The organism is Winogradskyella marincola, from assembly GCF_029624125.1.
In the GTDB taxonomy this organism is placed as follows: domain Bacteria; phylum Bacteroidota; class Bacteroidia; order Flavobacteriales; family Flavobacteriaceae; genus Winogradskyella; species Winogradskyella marincola.
In genome coordinates this window covers 142803-162489 of the sequence record NZ_JARSBN010000004.1, presented here as the reverse complement: position 1 = coordinate 162489, position 19687 = coordinate 142803, and the positions used below count along the sequence as shown (strand labels likewise).

Here is a 19687-nt window from a genome sequence, read left to right as displayed (position 1 = left end):
TTATAAGTTGAATTTATAACCAACAGCAATATCAGTAGAAAAGTTACCTTGATTGTCTAAAAAAGCAGCGAATAATTCTCCATAAATAATAGTGATATAACTGTTGTCGCCTACTTTAATATCTGAACCTACACCAAAAATAAAAGGAATATCAAACGAAGTTTCGTTAGAGTTTACTTCCATATCATTTTCGTCTAAGAATGTTACGTCTGTAAAGTTTAGTGTCGCTAATTTCACTTGTCCGTAAATTGAAAAAGTCTCTTTATTTATAAATCGAAAGCGATAGCCTAAGGCTAATTCGGTTGTACTGTATTTAAAATCGTCACTTTCAAAAGCATGTCTGGCTTGTAAAAAACCAGAATGTCTTGGTAACGAATTAGCTTCAAAAATTTCGAGCTCTGTACCAATCATTGGTGTTTTTGTGTTATCCGGATTGCCAACAAAAGGGTTGTTTGTTATTCCACCAGAAAAGCCTAATCTCAACTGTAGGTTACGTTCTATATTTGTTGAAATGTAGTTAGAATCTATAGAGGCGTTATAACTGTCAATATAGCTTTTAAGGCTATAAAGTGTCAATTTTAGTTTGTCAGTAGATTTACCATTGGTAAGATTGCTCAGTGTAGATTTGTACTCTTCTTGATAATCGTTGTTGTCGTTTTTGGTGTTTTTTAGCTCAGTAATAGTGCCATCTTCAGATTTTATAAAGTAGCGGTATTTACCATCAATGGTATTCCATAGTAGATCTAGTTTACCATCAACTTCAGTTTTAAGCTCTAGAGATTCGCCATTAACATTGTAGGTTTGTTGGCTATAATTTATTTGAAAAGCCATGCAGAAAAGTATTGCAACTAAAATTTTCTTCATTTGTGAGTTTTTTAAGTGATTTGTGGTCTTGCCAATAGCCGCAAAAAGACTTTGGTTGTAGTAAAGCTATTAAAAATATCTTAAGTACAGGTTACTTTTTAAAAGTTCTCCCTTTCCATTGATAGGGTTTAAAAAGCGATAAAACAGCAATATACACACTAAAAAAAGGATAAATTATGCAAGACCAAACGTATGAGAATAGCACATTTTCTTGTTTAAAAAAACGAGCTATTTTAAATATTAATAGAAAATCAATGCTGAATTTTATAACCACTAAAGCAATTGCAATCCTCGGTTTTAAATAGCCTAAAAATAGAATAGGAAGCATGGCAATACAAGCTAGATTACCTAAAAAAACAATAAGCCCAACCAATTTTGAAAACCAATTAGGGTTACGACTGGTTTTTGAAGCCCAACGCAAGCGTTGCTGAATTAAGGCGCTTAAATTTATAACAGGTTTTGTGCTGACAATGGCCTGGTTAGATTTTAAATACAAGACTTTTTTAGAATCCGCTTTTTTTAGTTTTTCTAGTAAAAAAATATCGTCTCCACTCGCTATATCATCGTTTCCATTGAAGCCATTAACCGATTGAAAAGTAGGTTTTCTATAAGCAAGATTAGCACCATTAGACAAAAACGGAAGTTTTATTCCAAAACCACCAATAGTAGCACCTTGCAAACTTAAAAGATCTAAAGCCTGAAAACGTTTTAAAAAAGAATTTGAATCACTGTAACTAACAGGTGCAACAATGCAATTGGGTTGATTCGTTTGAATAAATTCATCAAAAGTATCTAGCCAGTATTTAGGTAATGTACAGTCTGCGTCAGTTGTAATAATCCAATCATGTTGTGCTATATTTATAGCTGTATTTATAGCATCTTTTTTTGGGGAATTAGTAACACGTTTATTCTGAATAATTCTAATGTCACATTTAGCGCAGTCGAAAGGTCTTTTTTGAAGAAAATTATTAATCACTTCCACAGAAACATCTTCAGAATCGTCATTAACCAAAATAATTTCAAACATTGATTTTGGATAATTCAATTGTAATATTGAAGCTAATAATTTTGGTAGATTTTCTGTTTCATTTCTAAAAGGAACAATGACAGAGAACTTGGTTTTAGGTTTTAAGTCCGATATTTTAAAAACTTCAACTTTATCAAAACCATAAATAAAGCTTCCTATTAAAAATAGGTAGATAAGTGTTGTAATTATGAAGATAAACGTTATCATTCTTTGTGGGTTGGGAGTTTAAAATTCAATACAAAATAGCTTCCAAATATACTTGGAATAGCAAAATTTAGTAGCCACATTAGAGTTGTAATTGATAGAATTGTTAATTCGTTTACCTGAACAAATCCAAATAAAAATACAGCAACACTTCCCTTTACAACTACGTCGAAAATAGTAATGGACGGTATTATTGAAGCCAACAAGTACATGCTTGTAATAACAACCATTGCTTTAACATAGTCAACCTCTACTCCAAAAATTATTAACAAATAGTAAAACTGAAATGAAAAAATAAGATATCGTATTAATGACAGACTCAGGTTAAAGAGATGAGTTCTAAACGGTATTTTTTTTATAAATTCCAGTAGCTTACTTACAGAATACCCTTTGATATTGAACTTGCTTTGTTTTGCTCCAAAAAAAGCAAAAACACCTAGCAGAATAATGATTGTTCCAAATCTTGCGAATTTGAAATAGTCAACCTCAATTTGGTACTTATTGATAAATACAATCAGGCCAATAACACCAAGAATTGTAGTTATTGTCATTTGAGACATATTGCCAAGCAAATTCAAAAGTACAATTCGTTTTCTGTGAGATGTGCTGTAGTAGATCGCTTTAGCTCCGTAATCGCCAATTCTGTTGGGAGTAATTAGTGAAGCGGTTAATCCTCCAAGGCTTTGCTCCAAAGCTTCTTTAAAAGAAATTGCTTTAATAGTTTTTACTAAAGTTTTCCATTTTAGTATTTCAAAAAACCAATTAAAAACACTTAGAATGATTAAAAAAAGAATGTTTTTGGTTGAAAAAGTGTCGTTTTCTTTCAAAAAACCTAAAAAATCACTTAATCGAAGTTGTTCGTTTTCGATAAGTTTATTGTAAATAAAATAAAAAGCACCAACAACAATGCTCAACTTAATCAGCACAAAGAAGAATTGCTTAGTTTTGTATGGTATGTTGTAAAGCACGATGCAAATTAAACCAAAAACTTACACATGAAACTTAATTTAAAACATTACCTCTTTATATTTAGTGTGCTATGTATTGGCTTACATAGTAATGCGCAGTTTAGCAAGGCTACCAGCAGATGGAAAGCGCTTTTTGCTGTAGGTTTTAATTATCCAACAACAGATGGTTTTGTTGATGGAACTTACGCGCAATCTGTCAATTTTCCAACGGTAAATATTGGTGTGCAACACATGTTTAAACGTGCTTATGGAGTAAAGTTAGACTATGGTTTTAACCGTTTTAAAAACGATGATGGTTCTCCAGAATTTAAGGTTAATTACTCGCGAGTAAATGCACAATTTGTGTTTGATCCTACAGAATATCTTGGGTTTTTGCCAAGGCGTTTCAGAACTATTTTGCATGCTGGTCCTGGTTTAAGCTTTGCAAAACCATTAGGTAATTTAGGAGATAACAAGCAAACCTACTTAAATCTTTTAGGAGGATTAGAATTGCATTATGCCATTAACGAAAAAGTGTCTCTTTATACAGATGTGGCATATATTTATGGATTAACATCTTTAGATGATTATAATCCTGCCATAAGTGGTCTTGGTGCATTTAATGGTAGTGTGTTTAATGTTACTTTTGGTATTGCTGTGTCGCTAAGTGGTTGTCAGTATTGTGATTAAAGAATGAGTAAAGAACAAATAATATTAGGAATAGATCCAGGAACAACCATAATGGGCTTTGGGCTCATTAAGGTTGTAGGCAAGCAAATGCAGTTTTTGCAGCTTAACGAGTTGCAGCTAAAAAAGTACGACGATCATTATCTAAAACTTAAGCTCATCTTTGAACGAACAGTAGAACTCATTGATACCTATCATCCAGACGAAATAGCTATTGAAGCACCTTTCTTTGGTAAGAATGTGCAAAGTATGCTAAAATTAGGTAGAGCTCAAGGTGTGGCAATGGCAGCAGGTTTGTCGCGAGAAGTGCCAGTAACAGAGTATTCTCCAAAGAAAATTAAAATGGCAATTACAGGTAGCGGAAATGCTAGTAAAGAGCAGGTAGCAAAGATGCTTCAAAGTGTACTTAAGCTAAAAACATTGCCTAAAAACTTAGATTCTACAGATGGTTTAGCAGCAGCAGTTTGTCATTTTTATAACCAAGGTAGAGTTGAGATTGGCAAAAGTTATTCTGGATGGGAGGCTTTTGTAAAGCAGAATGAGGATAGAGTAAAAAAGTAGAATGGCAGGTATCTACATTCATATTCCTTTTTGCAAACAGGCTTGTCACTATTGTGATTTTCATTTTTCAACATCCTTAAAAAAGAAAGATGATTTGGTAAGCGCTTTAGCAAAAGAACTACAGTTACGTAAAGATGAATTTATAAACATTGAAGTACAAACCATCTACTTTGGTGGCGGAACTCCAAGTTTGTTAACTAATGACGAATTAGTCTTCTTAATTAACACGGTTTATGAGAATTATAAAGTAACCGAAAATCCTGAAATTACACTCGAAGCTAATCCAGATGATTTGTCTAAAGCCAGAATTTTAGAACTGTCTAAGAGCCCGGTAAACCGATTGTCAATTGGTATTCAATCCTTTTTTGAAAGTGATTTAAAATTGATGAATCGAGCACATAATGCCGAAGAAGCTAAAGAGTGTTTGTCTGTAGCGACGCAGTATTTCGATAATATTTCAATCGATTTAATTTATGGTATTCAAGGAGCTTCAAATGCGCAATGGCTTCAAAATATAGAAATTGCATTGCGTTATAATGTGCCTCATATTTCGAGCTATGCATTAACGGTTGAGCCCAAAACAGCTTTGGCTGCTTTTGTAAAAAAAGGAGTTATAGACGATGTAAATGATGAGCAAGCGCATGAGCAATTTCATTTGCTTAAAGACAAACTAGAGGCTTCAGGATTTGTGCATTATGAGTTGTCTAACTTTGGTAAGGAAGGCTACTTTAGTAAAAATAATTCTGCCTATTGGCAAGGTAAACCTTACATTGGTATTGGGCCATCTGCGCATTCTTTTAATGGTAAACAACGTGGTTGGAATGTTAGAAACAACACCAAATACATTAATGAAATTGCAAAAAACATTCTACCCATTGAGATTGAAACTTTAACCACAACAGACCGTTACAACGAGTATATTATGACAGGTCTAAGAACTATTTGGGGAGTGTCTTTAGATAAAGTTGAAAAGGATTTTGGTAAAACTTATAAAGATTACTTAAAAGAGCAGGCCGAAACTTTTATAAATCAACATTTATTGTATATTGATAATAAACATATACGTGTCACTAAAAAAGGACAATTTTTAAGTGATGGTATAGCCTCCGAATTATTTAAACTTAATTTAACGTGATAGCACAAATTCAATACAATTCCAGAAAACTTAAAATAGATTTAACCAAGCCTTTAGACATTTCCATACCAATAAAGGATGGCGATTCTAATGTTAATGCGTGGTATATAGGACCTCCTAAAATACAGCCAGTGGTTTTTGATAAGGATGTAATTAGTGTAGAAAAAGGAGCTTCGGTTAATTTTAACTCCATAACCTTTAATCCACATTCTCATGGCACACATACAGAAACTGTGGGTCATATTACAAAAGAGAAATATTCTGTTAATAAACATTTAAAACGATTTTTCTTTTTAGCAGAAGTCATTACTGTAGCGCCAGAAAAACAAGGCGAAGATTATGTGATTTCTGCAAAGCAATTACAATTTGCAATTGGTAACAAAAAGCGAGAGGCTTTGGTTGTAAGAACAATACCTAACACCAAAGACAAAAAAACAAAGCAATACTCTAATACCAATTGGACATATTTTGAAGAAGATGCAATTAGATTGTTGGTAAAAAAAGGGATAAAACATTTGCTTATAGATTTACCAAGTGTAGATAGAGAAGAAGATGGAGGAGAACTTAAAGGACACAAAGCTTTTTGGAACACAAGAGGAGCCATAAGAAAAGATGCAACCATTACAGAGTTTATCTATGTATCTAACAAAATTAAGGATGGTTCTTATATGTTGAATCTTCAGATTGCACCTTTTGAAAACGATGCAACGCCAAGTAAACCTGTGCTGTATAAAATATTAGAATAGATAAGTTAGATCTTATCATGCTGAATTTATTTCAGTATCTCGTACCTTATGGAAAATATAGCAATGTGACAAGGGCACAATAAAAGTGTCTCAATAATACATATGGAAACATTTCTTATAATAATCATTAGCATCCTGGTAACACTGGGTTTGGTTACCATTTTTAGACAATGGAAAATCAAAAAGAAAACCAGTGAACAGTCAATCGTTTTATTAGATAAAATAAAGCGTGTTTGTAAGTTTATTACTGTAGAAGGCGACTTTGCTGAGATTTACCACTACGAAGATGTTAAAGAAAAATTCTTAAAACTTATATCGAGCAAAAAGAAAGCTTTAGTTGTTATTAATGCAAAAGCGCATGTTGGTTTCGATTTAAGTAAAGTACAGATGCATTCAGACTTAAAATCTAAAACAGTAGTCTTATCTCATTTTCCGCAACCCGAAGTGTTATCTATAGAAAGTGATATTAATTATTACGATAAGCAAGATGGTATGTTTAATAAGTTTGAAGCTTCAGATCTTACCGAACTTCATACCAAAGCAAAAGAACACATTATGGATAAAATTCCAGAAAGCGGACTGTATAATGTTGCAAAACTTGAAGCTTTAGAGGCTATTCAACTTATTGAAAATTTAGTGCAAACCATTGGTTGGACACTAGATTATTCTGGATTAAAAATCGAAGGAGACGATAAAAAGTTATTAAAATGAATGTAGAAGATTATAGAGATTACTGCATGCAAAAAAAGGAAGTGACAGAACATTTTCCTTTTGATAATGATACCTTGGTTTTTAAGGTTTGTAATAAAATGTTTGCTCTGGCGTCATTAAAACGTTGGGAAAATGGCGAAGGTTTTATTAATCTAAAGTGCGATGCTGAATATGCTCAAGAACTTAGAGCAGAGTTTGATAGCATAAAACCAGGCTATCATATGCACAAAAAAACATGGAATAGTGTTTATTTTCAAACAGGAGAATTGCCTGCAAAATTTGTTTTCGAACTCATAGATCATTCGTACGATACAATCGTAAAAGGGTTGCCAAAAAAAGTAAGAGAAACATTACTTTGAATGTAAGTGTGTTACAAAATTGATTTTCTTGTTAAGGCTTGTTGTATAGCTGTTTAGCTCTAATTTGAGATGATGGGCTCTTTCCGTTCACCGATGCTATAATACCATTCGACTACACTAAAATACCATCAATCGAATGTCGTAAAATATAACTAGTATATTGCGTTATTTTGTATATAAAACATAAATTATAATTAGATGAAAACCCTCAATGTTTTACTTATAGAAGACGACATGATTGAAGTTATGAAGCTCAATAGAGCTACAAAATCGCTTCAGTTAAATCATAAAATAAGAGAGGCTAATAACGGAGAAGAGGCTCTTAACCTCTTACAACAAAAAGACAACCTTCCAGATATAATATTGCTAGATTTAAACATGCCAAAGATTAATGGCATAGAGTTTTTAAGGATTTTAAAGGCAGACGAAAGGCTAAGATACATACCAACAATAATTTTAACCACATCAAGCAATCAGCGAGATTTGCTAGAGTGTTACAAAATAGGAGTCTCAGGTTATGTGTTAAAACCATTAAAATATGAGGATTATGTTTCAAAAATCGATAAATTACTTGCATATTGGAGTGTTAATGAATTAATAACTGCTTAGTGAAGGGAATAATATTTACCGAATTTTTAGAACTAGTTGAAGAAAAATTTGGATTGGCAATGGTAGATAAGATTATCAACCAATCTAATTTAGAGTCTAACGGAATTTATACATCTGTAGGAACATATGAGTTTTCCGAAATGCTTCAGCTAATAACTCACCTCAGTGAAAATACAGATATCTCTGTAGACGATTTATTATTGGTGTACTCAGAACATTTATTTAAAGCCTTAATAAAATCGCATCCATATTTAGTTAATCACTATAAAGATCCAATGGATCTTTTAGCCTCAATAGAAAACCATATTCACGTAGAGGTAAAAAAAATATATCCCGAAGCGCAATTACCAACTTTCGAAATTCAAAGACGAACAAAGAAGAAGATGGTAATGCTATACAAGTCAGACAAAGCTTTGTACATGCTAGGTAAAGGATTAATGTTAGAAACCTTCAAATTGTTTGATGTACCAGTACATATAGATTTTGAAAAAATAAATGAACAAGGTACAGAAGTAAGGTTTATCATTAACAGAAAAGAATGAGCAAAGAAGAAATAGATATTCTTAAAAGAGCACTAGCAAGAGAAAAAGCTTCTAGAAAAGTTGCTGAAGAAATCTTAGAACTTAAATCTGCAGAACTATGGGAAGCTAATCAAAAATTAGCTAGAGCTTATAGTGAGGTAGAATCGTTGCTATCTAAAACAGACTCTCAACTTCAAGGTGTCTTTGAAACTATAGTAGATGCATATGTTGTGGCAGATATTAATGGCCATATTATAAAGATGAACGAGGCTACTGTTTCTCTTTTAGGGCTAAAAGATGTTAACGACTCTTGTAATTTAATGGAGCTTGTACAGCCTAGCGAATATAATAATGTCTATTTAGCATTCAATAATATATACAAATACGGAGGGTCTATATCAGATTTACTTGTTAATATTACTACAAAGGATAATAGAGATATTATTGTACAAATTAATGCTAGTGTCATCTACGACAACGGTGTGCCTATAGCAACACAAGGTATTGTAAGAGACATTACTAAAGATAAAGAAGCAGAAGAGTATCTCATTCAATCTGAGAATAGGTTATCTACACTAATAAGAAATTTAGATTCAGGTGTTCTTTTAGAAGACGAAAATCGAAAAATAGTACTTACAAATAATAAGTTCTGTGATTTATTTGGGATTCCACTACAGCCAGATCAGTTAATTGGTGCTGATTGTTCAAATTCAGCCGAAGAGAGTAAAAATATGTTTGTTGACTCAAAAGGGTTCATCAGTAGAATTAATGAAATTGTTGAAAAAAGGGAGCTAGTAGTAGGAGATGAGCTTAAGATGGTTAACGGTAGTATACTTGAAAGAGATTATATTCCTGTTTTTAGTGACTCTAAGTACAGAGGGCATTTGTGGAGTTATAGAGATGTTACACTAAGACGAAAATACAGACACAACATAGAGGCAGAAAGAGAGAAGTACAGAAGTATAATCGCTAATATGCATTTAGGGTTGGTAGAGTTAGACAAGGAGGAACGGATTATTATGGTAAATCAAAGTTACTTAAATATGTCTGGATACTCAGAAGATGAACTTTTAGGTAAGGTTGGTAAGGACATTTTGTTAGCTAAGGCTGATAGAGATATGGTTGAGGAAAGAATGTATGAGAGAAAGAAAGGATTAACTAATGCTTATGAGATAAGAGTTAAAAATAAGCAAGGAGAACGAAGGCACTGGCTTGTAAGTGGTGCCCCAAATTATAATTTTAATGGCGAAATTATAGGTTCCATAGGTATTGTTTATGACATTACAGAAATTAAAGAACTACATCTTCAAAAAGAAAACTTACTATTAAAATTAGAAAAAAGTAATGATGAACTTCAGGAGTATGCACATATCGTATCTCATGATTTAAAGTCTCCTTTACGAAGTATAGACGCTTTAGTTCAGTGGATTAAAGAAGATAATAAGGATAAGCTTGATGATATGAGTTTGTCAAATATAGACCACATAGAAAAAACATTAGAAAAAATGGAACAACTTATTTCTGATGTTTTAGAGTATTCTAGTGTGGGTTCAGAAGACAAAGAAAAAACAAATGTAAACCTAGCAGACCTTGTAGATGGTTTATGTCAAATACTATATATACCAGAACATATAAAAGTTAATGTAGTTAATCCTTTACCATCAGTAAAAGGAGATAAAACAAAGCTGCAGCAATTATTTCAAAACTTAATGAGTAACGCTGTTAAGTTTATAGACAAGCCAGAAGGAAAGATAGAAATCGATGTTAAGAGCGAAAGAGGGTTTTATCAATTTTCTGTTTCAGACAATGGTATAGGAATAGAAAAGCAGTATCACGATAAGATTTTTAAAATCTTCCATGCCCTAAACAAAAGCAAAGACTCAACAGGAATAGGATTGTCTATTGTAAAAAAGATTGTGGATTTGCATGAAGGTAAAATTTGGTTAGAAAGTGAGCCAAATAAAGGAACAACGTTCTTCTTTACATTAAAAAAATAATATGAAAACGGTTCAGTTAGTAAAGCACAGTGACAAAGATTGGGAGTATCTTTCAGACAAGCTAGAGTTAAAAGCGCCATTGGTTTTAGCATTGGGCAATAGATTTATGCTAGAAGAAAAAGGCATCTATGAAGAATTACGTCAAAAATTCCCAGACGGACATATTGTTTTTGGTTCTACAAGCGGAGATATAACAGCAGAGTATGTCTCAGACCAAAGCATAACAGTAACAGCAATAGAGTTTGAAAAAACCGCCTTTCAAATAGAAACCAGTAACTTATTAACCTCTGATGTAGATAGCTTCAAAACAGGAGAGCAGCTTATTAAAAAGTTTAATACAGAAGGGTTAAAACATGTTTTTGTAGTTTCAGAAGGAAGTCTAATTAACGGAAGCCAATTAGCTAAAGGGATGAATGCTGCTGTAAATAGTAGTGTTTTAATTACAGGAGGACTGTGTGGAGATGCAGCACGTTTCGAAAAAACACTAGCCTCTTATAACGAAGATCCTAAGCAAGGAGAAATTATAGCAATAGGGTTTTATGGTGAAACTTTTGAAGCTTCTTTTGCAATACACGGAGGTTGGATACCTTTTGGTCCAGAGCGTATAGTTACATCTTCGCAAACCAATGTGTTGTTTGAGTTAGATAACCAGCCAGCATTAGATTTATACAAAAAATATTTAGGTGAAAAGTCTAAAGAATTACCAGGAGCAGCTTTATTGTATCCGCTTAATGTAAAGTCTGCCAACGAAAAGCAATCATATGTGCGTACCATTCTAAATATAGACGAAGAAGCCAATGCTATGGTGTTAGCAGGTGATATACCAGCAAACTCAAGAGTACAGCTAATGATGACTAATGTAGATAACATAGCAAATGCATCGGAGTTGGCAGCCAGACAAGCCATAGAAAAACGAAACACTAAGCCTCAGTTGGCATTGTTGGTAAGTTGTATAGGAAGAAAACTTGTGTTAGACCAACGTGTAGAAGAGGAAATTGAAGAAGTGGTATCTGTAGTAGGAGACACAACAACGATTTGTGGCTTTTATTCTTATGGAGAAATAGCGCCTTTTAATTCAGAAATGAATTGCCAGTTGCACAATCAAACAATGACCATAACGCTAATAAGTGAATGATGAATTCTTTACTAAAGCGACAGATAAGAAAATACCTAACCAAAGAGCAAGCTTCTGATAGTGATTTAAGTCAATTTCTAGATGCAGTAAGTAAGTCGTACTCTAATTTTGATGAGCAATTTACTATGCAACAGAGAGCAATGGCTATTAGTTCTGACGAGCTTTTTAGAGCCAATCAAAAGCTAAGAGAAGAAGCAGAATCTCAAAAACAAATCATAGATAAATTACGTAGAGTTACAAAAGCGTTTAGTGGATTAAAATCAGATGAAAAAATTTCTGATGATCTAGACGAACTTAAACTTGTAGAGTTTATAGATAAGCAAGCAAAAGAAATATTAAGTATAAATATTCAAAGAGAGAAGTTGCTCAAAGAGCTAGAGCACCAAAACCAAGAATTAAGCGACTATGCGCATATGGTGTCTCACGATTTAAAATCTCCTCTACGAAGCATAGATACTTTAACAACTTGGCTTATAGAAGATAATAAGGATAAGTTTGATGATGACTTTAGTGCGCAACTTAACCTTATTAGAAATAATGTAGAAAAAATGGATGCTCTCATAAGTGGCATCTTAGAATATTCTACAATTTCAAAAAGCGAAATTGAATTATATCAAATAGATTTAAAGCATTTGGTAGGAGAGTTGATTTCTACAATGCATATCCCTCAAAACTTTAAAATAAATGTAAAAACCCTACCGCAGATTAAGGGAGATAAGAGTAGGATAACTCAACTGTTTCAAAACCTAATAGACAATGCGGTAAAGTATAACAATAAAGAAGAAGGTGTTGTAGAAGTTGGCTCAAAAGACAACGATACCTTTTGGGAGTTTTATGTTAAGGATAATGGTATAGGAATAGAACAGCAATACCATAGTAAAATATTTAACACCTTTGAAAAGTTAGAAAACAATGTAGGGTCTTCAGGAATAGGATTATCAATTGTAAAAAAGATTGTTGAGATCTATGGAGGAAAAGTATGGTTAGAGTCATCTTTCAATAAAGGAACTACTTTCTTTTTTACGCTAAAAAAAGAACAAGATGGAACAACCTAATTTATCGTACATAGAGAGCATGTCTGGTGGAGATAAAGCTTTTGAACAAAAATTGATAGACATTATAAAAGCAGAGTATCCATCAGAAAAACAAGTATATTACGACAATATTGCAGAAGACAATTTTAAAGCTGCAGCAGAGAATGTACACAAACTTAAACATAAAATTAGTATCTTGGGGCTTGAGAAAAGTTATGAGCTTGCTGTAAAATATGAGCATAACCTTATAGAAAACAGTAAAGAAGGTAAAGAAGATTTTGAATCTATTTTACAAAACATAACAGATTATTTAGAGACCATTTAAACTTATTTTATGAACTGTATAATTATAGATGATGAAGCAACAGCAAGGGCAATTATTACACAGTTGTGTGCCAACGAAGCAAGTTTAAATGTACTAGAAGAATTTCCTAATGCTATCCAAGCTATAAAGTACTTAAACCAAAATGAAGTAGATCTTATATTTCTAGACATACACATGCCAGATTTTACAGGTTTCGATTTTATAGAGACCGTTAAAAATCCACCAAAAATAGTACTTACCACATCAGATGCTAATTTTGCAATACAAGCATTTGAGTACGATTGTATTGTAGATTATCTTGTAAAACCAATTACTCCAGAACGCTTTAATAAAGCAATTCAAAAGGCTGAGACGGTTGCAAGTCAGCCAAAAAAAGTAGCAAAATCATCAGATGATGTAGAGGCAACCTCTGGAAATGATTTGTATGTTAATATAGACCGAAGACTTATAAAGATAGATATTCCTAGTATATACCTGGTAGAAGCAAAAGGAGACTATATTCAAATAAAAACAGAAGCAAAAAACTACACTGTTCATTCTACACTAAAGAAAATTGAAGAAAAACTACCAGACAGTTTGTTTCTTAAAATACACCGTTCTTATATTATAAATGTGGGTAAAATCATTGATATTGAGGATAATAGTGTTTTAATAAAGAAAGACGTTGTTCCTGTAAGTCGTTCTAACAGACCAGAGTTAATGAGACGACTTAACCTGCTCTAAACAAGTTTTTGCTTAAGTATTTTTCACTTCTTTTAAAAAATTAAGAACCATTCGTCGATACTTTTTGGTGGCTGATAATAAAACCAATTGTATTCGACGAAAATAAATTATCTGATTATCAATTAATTATAAATTTGTTCCAGTGATCATTTCAAGATGGTTGTTGATTAATAGCATAGAGTGAGGCAAAAGAGAAATCTTTTGCCTTTTTTGTTTGTGTAAGGCTTGTAAATAAAGAACAATTACCGTTCGTCGATACATATTTGCATTCTGTAGCTGTACTGAAAGCATTCAACGAATAATAAAATTGAAAGCAGGTATTGTCTATATCTTTGATATCAGAAAGTCATAATTTCATGGTTTTTGGATTGATGGTAAGAAAAAGACAAAGGCTTTCGCCTTTGTCTTTTCATATTAAGAAAATGGTTTATAGCAAATATAGTTTAATGTTTAGTGATTTTTTTAACCCCTTAAACACTAATCATTATTATTAGATCCTAATTACTAACTAGGAAAAAGGCAAAAGAGAAATCTTTTGCCTTTTATTTTAAAACGTCTTAAATGTCTTATTTTTAGGTGTTTATAAAAACCATTCGTCGATACTAAATGGTATTTTAACGTTACTTCGTCTTGGGTAAACGAAAATAAATAGCAAAACTAATAGTGCTGTTTATTTTTGTTAGCATAACATAATATGCCCCAGATTATGAAAAAAAACTACACTTTAAAACACCAACTATTACTCGTTTTAATAATCCTCGGATTTAATGTTAATGCACAAGAAGTTCCTTTCAATTGTGATTACAATGCTTACTTATTTCAATTTAATGATGTGTATGCTATTGATTTAGCATCAGGAAGTTCTTATTTGGTAGCAGAAGACATTACAACTCAAAATGTTAATGCTGCAGCATACAATCCTGCGGATGGTTTTATTTGGGGATCTCTAAAAGGATCTAAGGATATTGTTAAGATAGGAAAGAATTTTAATACCAGTATTCATTATATAGATGAGCTGCCTTCTAGTAATCGTTACATAGGAGATATTAGTGCAGATGGTATGTACTACCTTAAGGCAGGCGGAACAACGTATTACAAAATAGATTTAGACCCAGAGTCGAGTACTTATGTACAGCATAATGCAACAGAAACCTTATCTCAAAGTATTAATATACATGATTGGGCTTTTAATGCAGTTGATGGTCAGTTGTACACAGTAGAAAAAGGTACTAATGAATTGTATAGAATAAACCCAGACAATGGCGTTGTTACCTCTTTGGGTGTTGTGCCAATATTAGCGGGAAATAACTATACGTATGGCGCTGTATATTTTGATGCAGATGGTCGTTTTTATGTGTCAGCAAATCAAACAGGTACTATTTATGTAATTCAAAATGTGCAAACTGTAATTTCTGCAGCAAATATGAGTTCTAATCTATTTGCTTTTGGTCCATCAAGTTCTAGTAATGATGGAGCGCGTTGTCCAACAGCACCAGTGTTACAAGAAATTTGCGATAATGGTATTGATGACGATGGAGATGGACTTATAGACTGTCAAGATCCGTCTTGTTCAGGTTTTGGGATGTGTGAAATTATCACTCCACCAACATCTGGAGGAAATGAGGGTGGATTAGAAAGTAACAATAGGTTATCCGAACAGATAAATTCACGCAATTTTAATAGAGCAAAATCGGGTTATACTTTTGATAGAAATACAGCACCAAGAGTAACTAGAGACTTTATGTATGCTCAACGAACATCTGATAGTAATTTTATGCTTCAAGATTTTGTGCCGCTAGAGATTATTGGGGAAACAGAAGCAATAGAATCTACTCCAGCAGATCTGGTTAGTATAACAAACGCAACAGAAATCTATGCTGTAGATTATATGAAAGAAGATATACCTGTAGCTACTGTTTTAGCATTAAAAACCGAAAGCGGAGTATATGAACATACAAAATATATATGTGATCGTTTGCTTGGTGCAGAGTTAATATCTGTAAGTACAATTACTATAAACGAGCAACCATTTATTAAGTCTATAATAAAAAATACAGATGGTACATACGAGTTTGTATTAAGCCTATCTGCAAAATTAGCTAATGACGAAACCAACTTTATTGTAGAAAGTCATTGGAATCTAGATCAATATCAAAGCAATGCGATATTTTACAATTTCCAGATTTGGGCCAATTCTCTGGACGATTTGTATTTGCTGGGCGAAGAGGTTTTAAATCTGCTAAATGTTGAACGCGAAATTTCAGACTATAATATCTCATCACCACCAACAGTATTTGTAAGAAAAGGGCAGTACAAAAATGGAGTTTTAGATTTGCAGATTATCAATACTAATGCAACAGAAATGGTGAATTTAGACGCAGGTTTTAGAACAACAGAAACAAGTGATTTTCAGAATCTCAATAGTACACTTGCATTAGAAGAACAATATATTACTAATCTTACAGTGGAGACAGGAGCATTGTTTGATATAGGATTTAGAATAGGTGACGGAGTTGCTACACCAGATGATCTGTTTATGTCTGATGGACCTTGGGGAATTGATGATTCTCAGTCAGGCACAACCGTTGATCTGTATAATGTAACAGAGAATAACTATGAATTTGAATTAGATGAATTTCCTATTGAGCGAAATGTAGAGTTAAGAGCCACTACAAATACGTATGTAGCAGCTTACAAAGCGTTAACACCACGTTTTAAGGCAGTTGATTTATCAGATTATAATAGTTTAAAGCTTAGCGCTCATGGTACAGGCAATCTAGAAATTACTTTTGTAAAAGAAAGTATTAGTGATTGGGATGAGCAATACAAAACAACAATTGCTTTAACCAATACGGAGCAAGCGTATGTGCTACAAATGTCCGATTTTATGAACAATACTTCAGAGGAGCCAATCCTGGATGATGTTGTAACTATTGTGTTTAAGATGGTTTCAGAAAATGATTCTCCAGCATCAAAAGAGATGCATCTAAAGAATTTGAGGCTGTCTCAAGAGAGCAGCTTACCTACAGAAATATTAGAAGACAATGCATTACTGGCATATCCAAACCCAATAACAACAAATACCAGAATAGATTTTACGGTACCTCAAAGTGAAACTGTAGAGTTTACGGTCTATAATCAGCTAGGACAGCAAGTTTACAATACGACATACAATGCAGAGTCTGGACAAAATAGTATTCTCTTTAGTAAAAATGATTTAAACTCAGGTATATATTATTGTAAAGTAGAGAGTAGCCAGATAAGTTATAACCCATTAAAATTAATTGTTAAATAATTCTAACTACTAAATAACCTTTAGTGCTGAAGGCAAAAGCGAAAGCTTTTGCCTTTTTTAATGCTCTGTAAATCCTAATAAATACAGCGCAAAAACCATTCGTCGAAGTTAAAAAGCAATCTAACGAGCTAAGCTTAGTGTCAATCGAAAATAAAAAAATACCTACAAGTTGCAGTATAAATTTGTAGTATAAAACAAGATGTCATGAAACACAAATTACTACTTATTTGTTCAATACTAACATTAGCAGTTTCTGCTCAGAATTATCAATTTTTAGGTGAATATACTTCAGACGGAACACCATTATATTTAGAAAATCCAGGAGATACTGTTTCTAATGAAACAATCGAAATGATAAACAATTCTTTACCAGAAGGTTATCCTGTTCCGGATTACAATCCACATTATATATCATCTGGTTATGATACAGACTTACAGATCGATAGTTTAGCTGATGTATGGGTGACATTTGTAAGTGAAGGTGCAGGTTACAAAAATGTATTAGGATATTATACTTATGACCTTAATAACCCATCGCCTTCAGTTCCACAACCAGAAGATATAACTATTATATTTCCTAATGCTTCTGCTTTATATAGTGGTGGAGGTTTACAAGTTGGTGATAAGGTAAAAATTGGTACGTTTCCAGAAGGAACAGGAATCGGTTGGGTATTATTAGCAAATGCTTGGGATTCATCATCTAGTACTGTTGGTTACGGACATTGGCAGTTGTACTCTAATCCAGATTATAATCCGGAAGCAGAGGAAACATTAAGATACCACAACGTATTGTTAAATGATCCAGATAACGAACGTATTATCTTAGGTTTTGAAGATATAAGAAGAGATTACGGATCTTGTGATAACGATTTTAATGATGCTATTTTTTACATCACAGCAAATCCATACACAGCATTAAGAACTGTAAACTATGCAGATGTTAATAGTTCTGCAGATGTTACTTCTGGTAACGATGGAGGTTTGGAGAGTAATGGAGATTTAGCAAGTTTAATTGCTAAAAGAAACTTCAACCGTACCAAAAATAATCAAATCAAAAACAAACGTTCTTTACAAACAAAGTTTAGAAAACAAGAATACATACAACAAAAATCTTTTAACAGTGGTTCTAACATAGAGTCTTACTTACCAGAAACAGGTATGTATGGTGATGAGACAGCTTTTGTGTCTAGTCCAGAAGATTTAATAGGTATCACCAATGCTACTGAAGTGTTTTCTCTAGATATGTACAAGGAGGATACAAGAGTTTCAGCAGTTTTAGCAACCGCAACAGAAGGTGCAGTTTACGACCATTCAAAAGTTATATGTGATAGATTAAACAGTTCTAGTTTAGAAGATATAAGAACTGTAAGAGTAAGAGAACACCAAGTAATTAGTGCAAAAATACTGAGATCTACAGGAGAAATAGAATACACATTAAGCTTTTCAATAAAGTTAGGTGAGGCACAAAATGAATTATTTAGTTTTTGGAATATAGAGCAATATCCTGAAGGAGATTATTACAATTTCCAAATTTGGGGAAGTTCATTTTCGCAAGTATTTTCAATAGGAAATCATATTATAGATACGCTTACTGCAGAAAAGGCGCTAGTGAGTGCACAACAAGATGATGTAATACCTATGGTTTTTGTAAAGTCTGGTTCTTACAGCAATGGAGAGCTTCAGTTAGATATCATTAATAAAGTTAATGCAACAGCACTAAACTTTAATGGTAGTATAGCGCCAACAGAAACAACAGAGCATTATAGTGATTTGCAAACAGTGCCTTTATCAGGAGAGTGGAATGAGCAAATAGCTATTACAACAGGTACATTATTTGATGTAGGTTTCTCATTGCAAGTAGATGGATATTCGCAACAAGACGCACTGTATTTAGCAGATGGACCTTGGGGAATAGATTACAACACACACTTGGAACAAATCGCTAGCTTTACTGTAGACAACAACCCAATAGCTTATGATGATGATTTATATGAAATAGAGCGTCAACCAACAATTTCGGGTGTAGTAACTGGTAATGTTAACCTGTTTAGACACGTGTTACCAGGTGATCAGACTTTGGATGTTACAGATTTTGAAGCTATTCAGTTTTACATGACAACCGATAATCCAATAGAAGTAATATTAATGCCAGAGCAATTAGATGATTGGAATAATCGCTTACGTTATACCATACCAGCAAACACAGCAAACACATTTTATAACATTGCGTTTAGTGATTTTGTAGATGCTAATGGAGAGAGTGGAGATGTTACAAATGTTAAGACGATTGTATTTTCGGTATTAGGAGATTATTCAAACTCGGTACCATTTAACTTAGGGGTTTCAGAAGTGGCTTTTGGTGCACAACAAAGTTTAGGTATTAATGATTTTGAAACAGAGGATAACACATTGCAAGCATTCCCAAATCCAATGACATCTCACACAACCGTAAACTTTACAATGGCACAAAACGAAACAGTGCAATTTGTAGTGTACAATCAGTTAGGTAAGCAAGTATATAATAAAACTCACAATGCTGTTGCAGGAAAAAACAGTATTACTATAAATAGAAACAATTTAAGTGCAGGTGTATATTTCTGTAAAATAATACATAGTCAAATAGAGATTAATCCCCTAAAATTAATTGTTAAGTAACCCTAATTAATATTTTATGTGTTTAAGGGCAAAGGCGAAAGCTTTTGCCCTTTTTTGTTTATGTCATTCATAGCGAGGAGGAGAATCTTTTTATTTTCAGTTTTAATGGTATATTTATGAAGAGATTTGTTTGACTAAAACCAAACATATAA

Annotated in this window: 18 protein-coding genes; 15 read left to right on the top strand and 3 right to left on the bottom strand. The window is 32.9% G+C overall.

The window, feature by feature from the left end; genetic code table 11:
* The 3 genes from P7122_RS08545 to P7122_RS08535 form a co-directional block, all read right to left on the bottom strand.
* Entirely contained in the window at window positions 1-864 is an 864-nt protein-coding gene (locus P7122_RS08545) for a hypothetical protein (protein WP_278005372.1), read from the bottom strand.
* A 91-nt stretch (window positions 865-955) separates the two neighbouring features.
* Window positions 956-2098, bottom strand: a complete 1143-nt coding sequence (locus P7122_RS08540; RefSeq protein WP_278005371.1) for a glycosyltransferase family 2 protein — start codon at window positions 2096-2098, stop codon at window positions 956-958.
* The gene (locus P7122_RS08535) at window positions 2095-3063 is read right to left on the bottom strand and encodes a lysylphosphatidylglycerol synthase domain-containing protein (protein WP_278005370.1); all 969 of its coding nucleotides are present in this window, start codon (window positions 3061-3063) and stop codon (window positions 2095-2097) included. The genes P7122_RS08540 and P7122_RS08535 overlap by 4 nt, the downstream gene beginning before the upstream one ends.
* A 27-nt stretch (window positions 3064-3090) precedes the next feature.
* Here P7122_RS08535 and P7122_RS08530 point away from each other — a divergent pair, with 27 nt between their 5' ends.
* The 15 genes from P7122_RS08530 (at window position 3091) to P7122_RS08460 (ending at window position 19535) form a co-directional block, all read left to right on the top strand.
* On the top strand, window positions 3091-3732 hold the full coding sequence (locus P7122_RS08530; protein ID WP_278005369.1) for a cell envelope biogenesis protein OmpA: 642 nt from the start codon (window positions 3091-3093) through the stop codon (window positions 3730-3732).
* A 3-nt stretch (window positions 3733-3735) separates the two neighbouring features.
* The gene (gene ruvC, locus P7122_RS08525; protein ID WP_278005368.1) at window positions 3736-4290 is read left to right on the top strand and encodes a crossover junction endodeoxyribonuclease RuvC; all 555 of its coding nucleotides are present in this window, start codon (window positions 3736-3738) and stop codon (window positions 4288-4290) included.
* A 1-nt stretch (window position 4291) separates the two neighbouring features.
* Window positions 4292-5425 carry a radical SAM family heme chaperone HemW gene (gene hemW, locus P7122_RS08520; protein WP_278005367.1) on the top strand — a complete coding sequence of 378 codons (1134 nt, stop codon included), beginning with the start codon at window positions 4292-4294 and terminating at the stop codon, window positions 5423-5425.
* Entirely contained in the window at window positions 5422-6171 is a 750-nt protein-coding gene (locus P7122_RS08515) for a cyclase family protein (protein ID WP_278005366.1), read from the top strand. Before hemW ends, P7122_RS08515 begins: the two co-directional genes overlap by 4 nt.
* Window positions 6172-6273: 102 nt before the next feature.
* Window positions 6274-6882, top strand: a complete 609-nt coding sequence (locus P7122_RS08510) for a DUF4230 domain-containing protein (RefSeq protein ID WP_278005365.1) — start codon at window positions 6274-6276, stop codon at window positions 6880-6882.
* Window positions 6879-7241 carry an MmcQ/YjbR family DNA-binding protein gene (locus tag P7122_RS08505; RefSeq protein WP_278005364.1) on the top strand — a complete coding sequence of 121 codons (363 nt, stop codon included), beginning with the start codon at window positions 6879-6881 and terminating at the stop codon, window positions 7239-7241. Before P7122_RS08510 ends, P7122_RS08505 begins: the two co-directional genes overlap by 4 nt.
* A 198-nt stretch (window positions 7242-7439) precedes the next feature.
* The gene (locus P7122_RS08500) at window positions 7440-7850 is read left to right on the top strand and encodes a response regulator (RefSeq protein WP_278005363.1); all 411 of its coding nucleotides are present in this window, start codon (window positions 7440-7442) and stop codon (window positions 7848-7850) included.
* Entirely contained in the window at window positions 7850-8392 is a 543-nt protein-coding gene (locus P7122_RS08495) for a heme NO-binding domain-containing protein (RefSeq protein ID WP_278005362.1), read from the top strand. The genes P7122_RS08500 and P7122_RS08495 overlap by 1 nt, the downstream gene beginning before the upstream one ends.
* Window positions 8389-10368 (top strand): PAS domain-containing sensor histidine kinase, encoded by a 1980-nt coding sequence (locus P7122_RS08490; protein ID WP_278005361.1) that lies wholly within the window; start codon window positions 8389-8391, stop codon window positions 10366-10368. Before P7122_RS08495 ends, P7122_RS08490 begins: the two co-directional genes overlap by 4 nt.
* 1 nt (window position 10369) lies before the next feature.
* Window positions 10370-11503 carry an FIST signal transduction protein gene (locus P7122_RS08485; RefSeq protein WP_278005360.1) on the top strand — a complete coding sequence of 378 codons (1134 nt, stop codon included), beginning with the start codon at window positions 10370-10372 and terminating at the stop codon, window positions 11501-11503.
* Window positions 11500-12558, top strand: coding sequence for a sensor histidine kinase (locus P7122_RS08480; protein ID WP_347402811.1), 1059 nt, complete (start codon window positions 11500-11502; stop codon window positions 12556-12558). Before P7122_RS08485 ends, P7122_RS08480 begins: the two co-directional genes overlap by 4 nt.
* On the top strand, window positions 12545-12862 hold the full coding sequence (locus tag P7122_RS08475) for an Hpt domain-containing protein (RefSeq protein WP_278005359.1): 318 nt from the start codon (window positions 12545-12547) through the stop codon (window positions 12860-12862). Before P7122_RS08480 ends, P7122_RS08475 begins: the two co-directional genes overlap by 14 nt.
* A gap of 9 nt (window positions 12863-12871) precedes the next feature.
* On the top strand, window positions 12872-13585 hold the full coding sequence (locus P7122_RS08470) for a LytR/AlgR family response regulator transcription factor (protein ID WP_278005358.1): 714 nt from the start codon (window positions 12872-12874) through the stop codon (window positions 13583-13585).
* A gap of 706 nt (window positions 13586-14291) precedes the next feature.
* Window positions 14292-16880, top strand: coding sequence for a DUF6923 family protein (locus P7122_RS08465; RefSeq protein WP_278005357.1), 2589 nt, complete (start codon window positions 14292-14294; stop codon window positions 16878-16880).
* A 204-nt stretch (window positions 16881-17084) separates the two neighbouring features.
* On the top strand, window positions 17085-19535 hold the full coding sequence (locus tag P7122_RS08460; RefSeq protein WP_278005356.1) for a DUF4114 domain-containing protein: 2451 nt from the start codon (window positions 17085-17087) through the stop codon (window positions 19533-19535).
* Window positions 19536-19687: the final 152 nt, after the last annotated feature.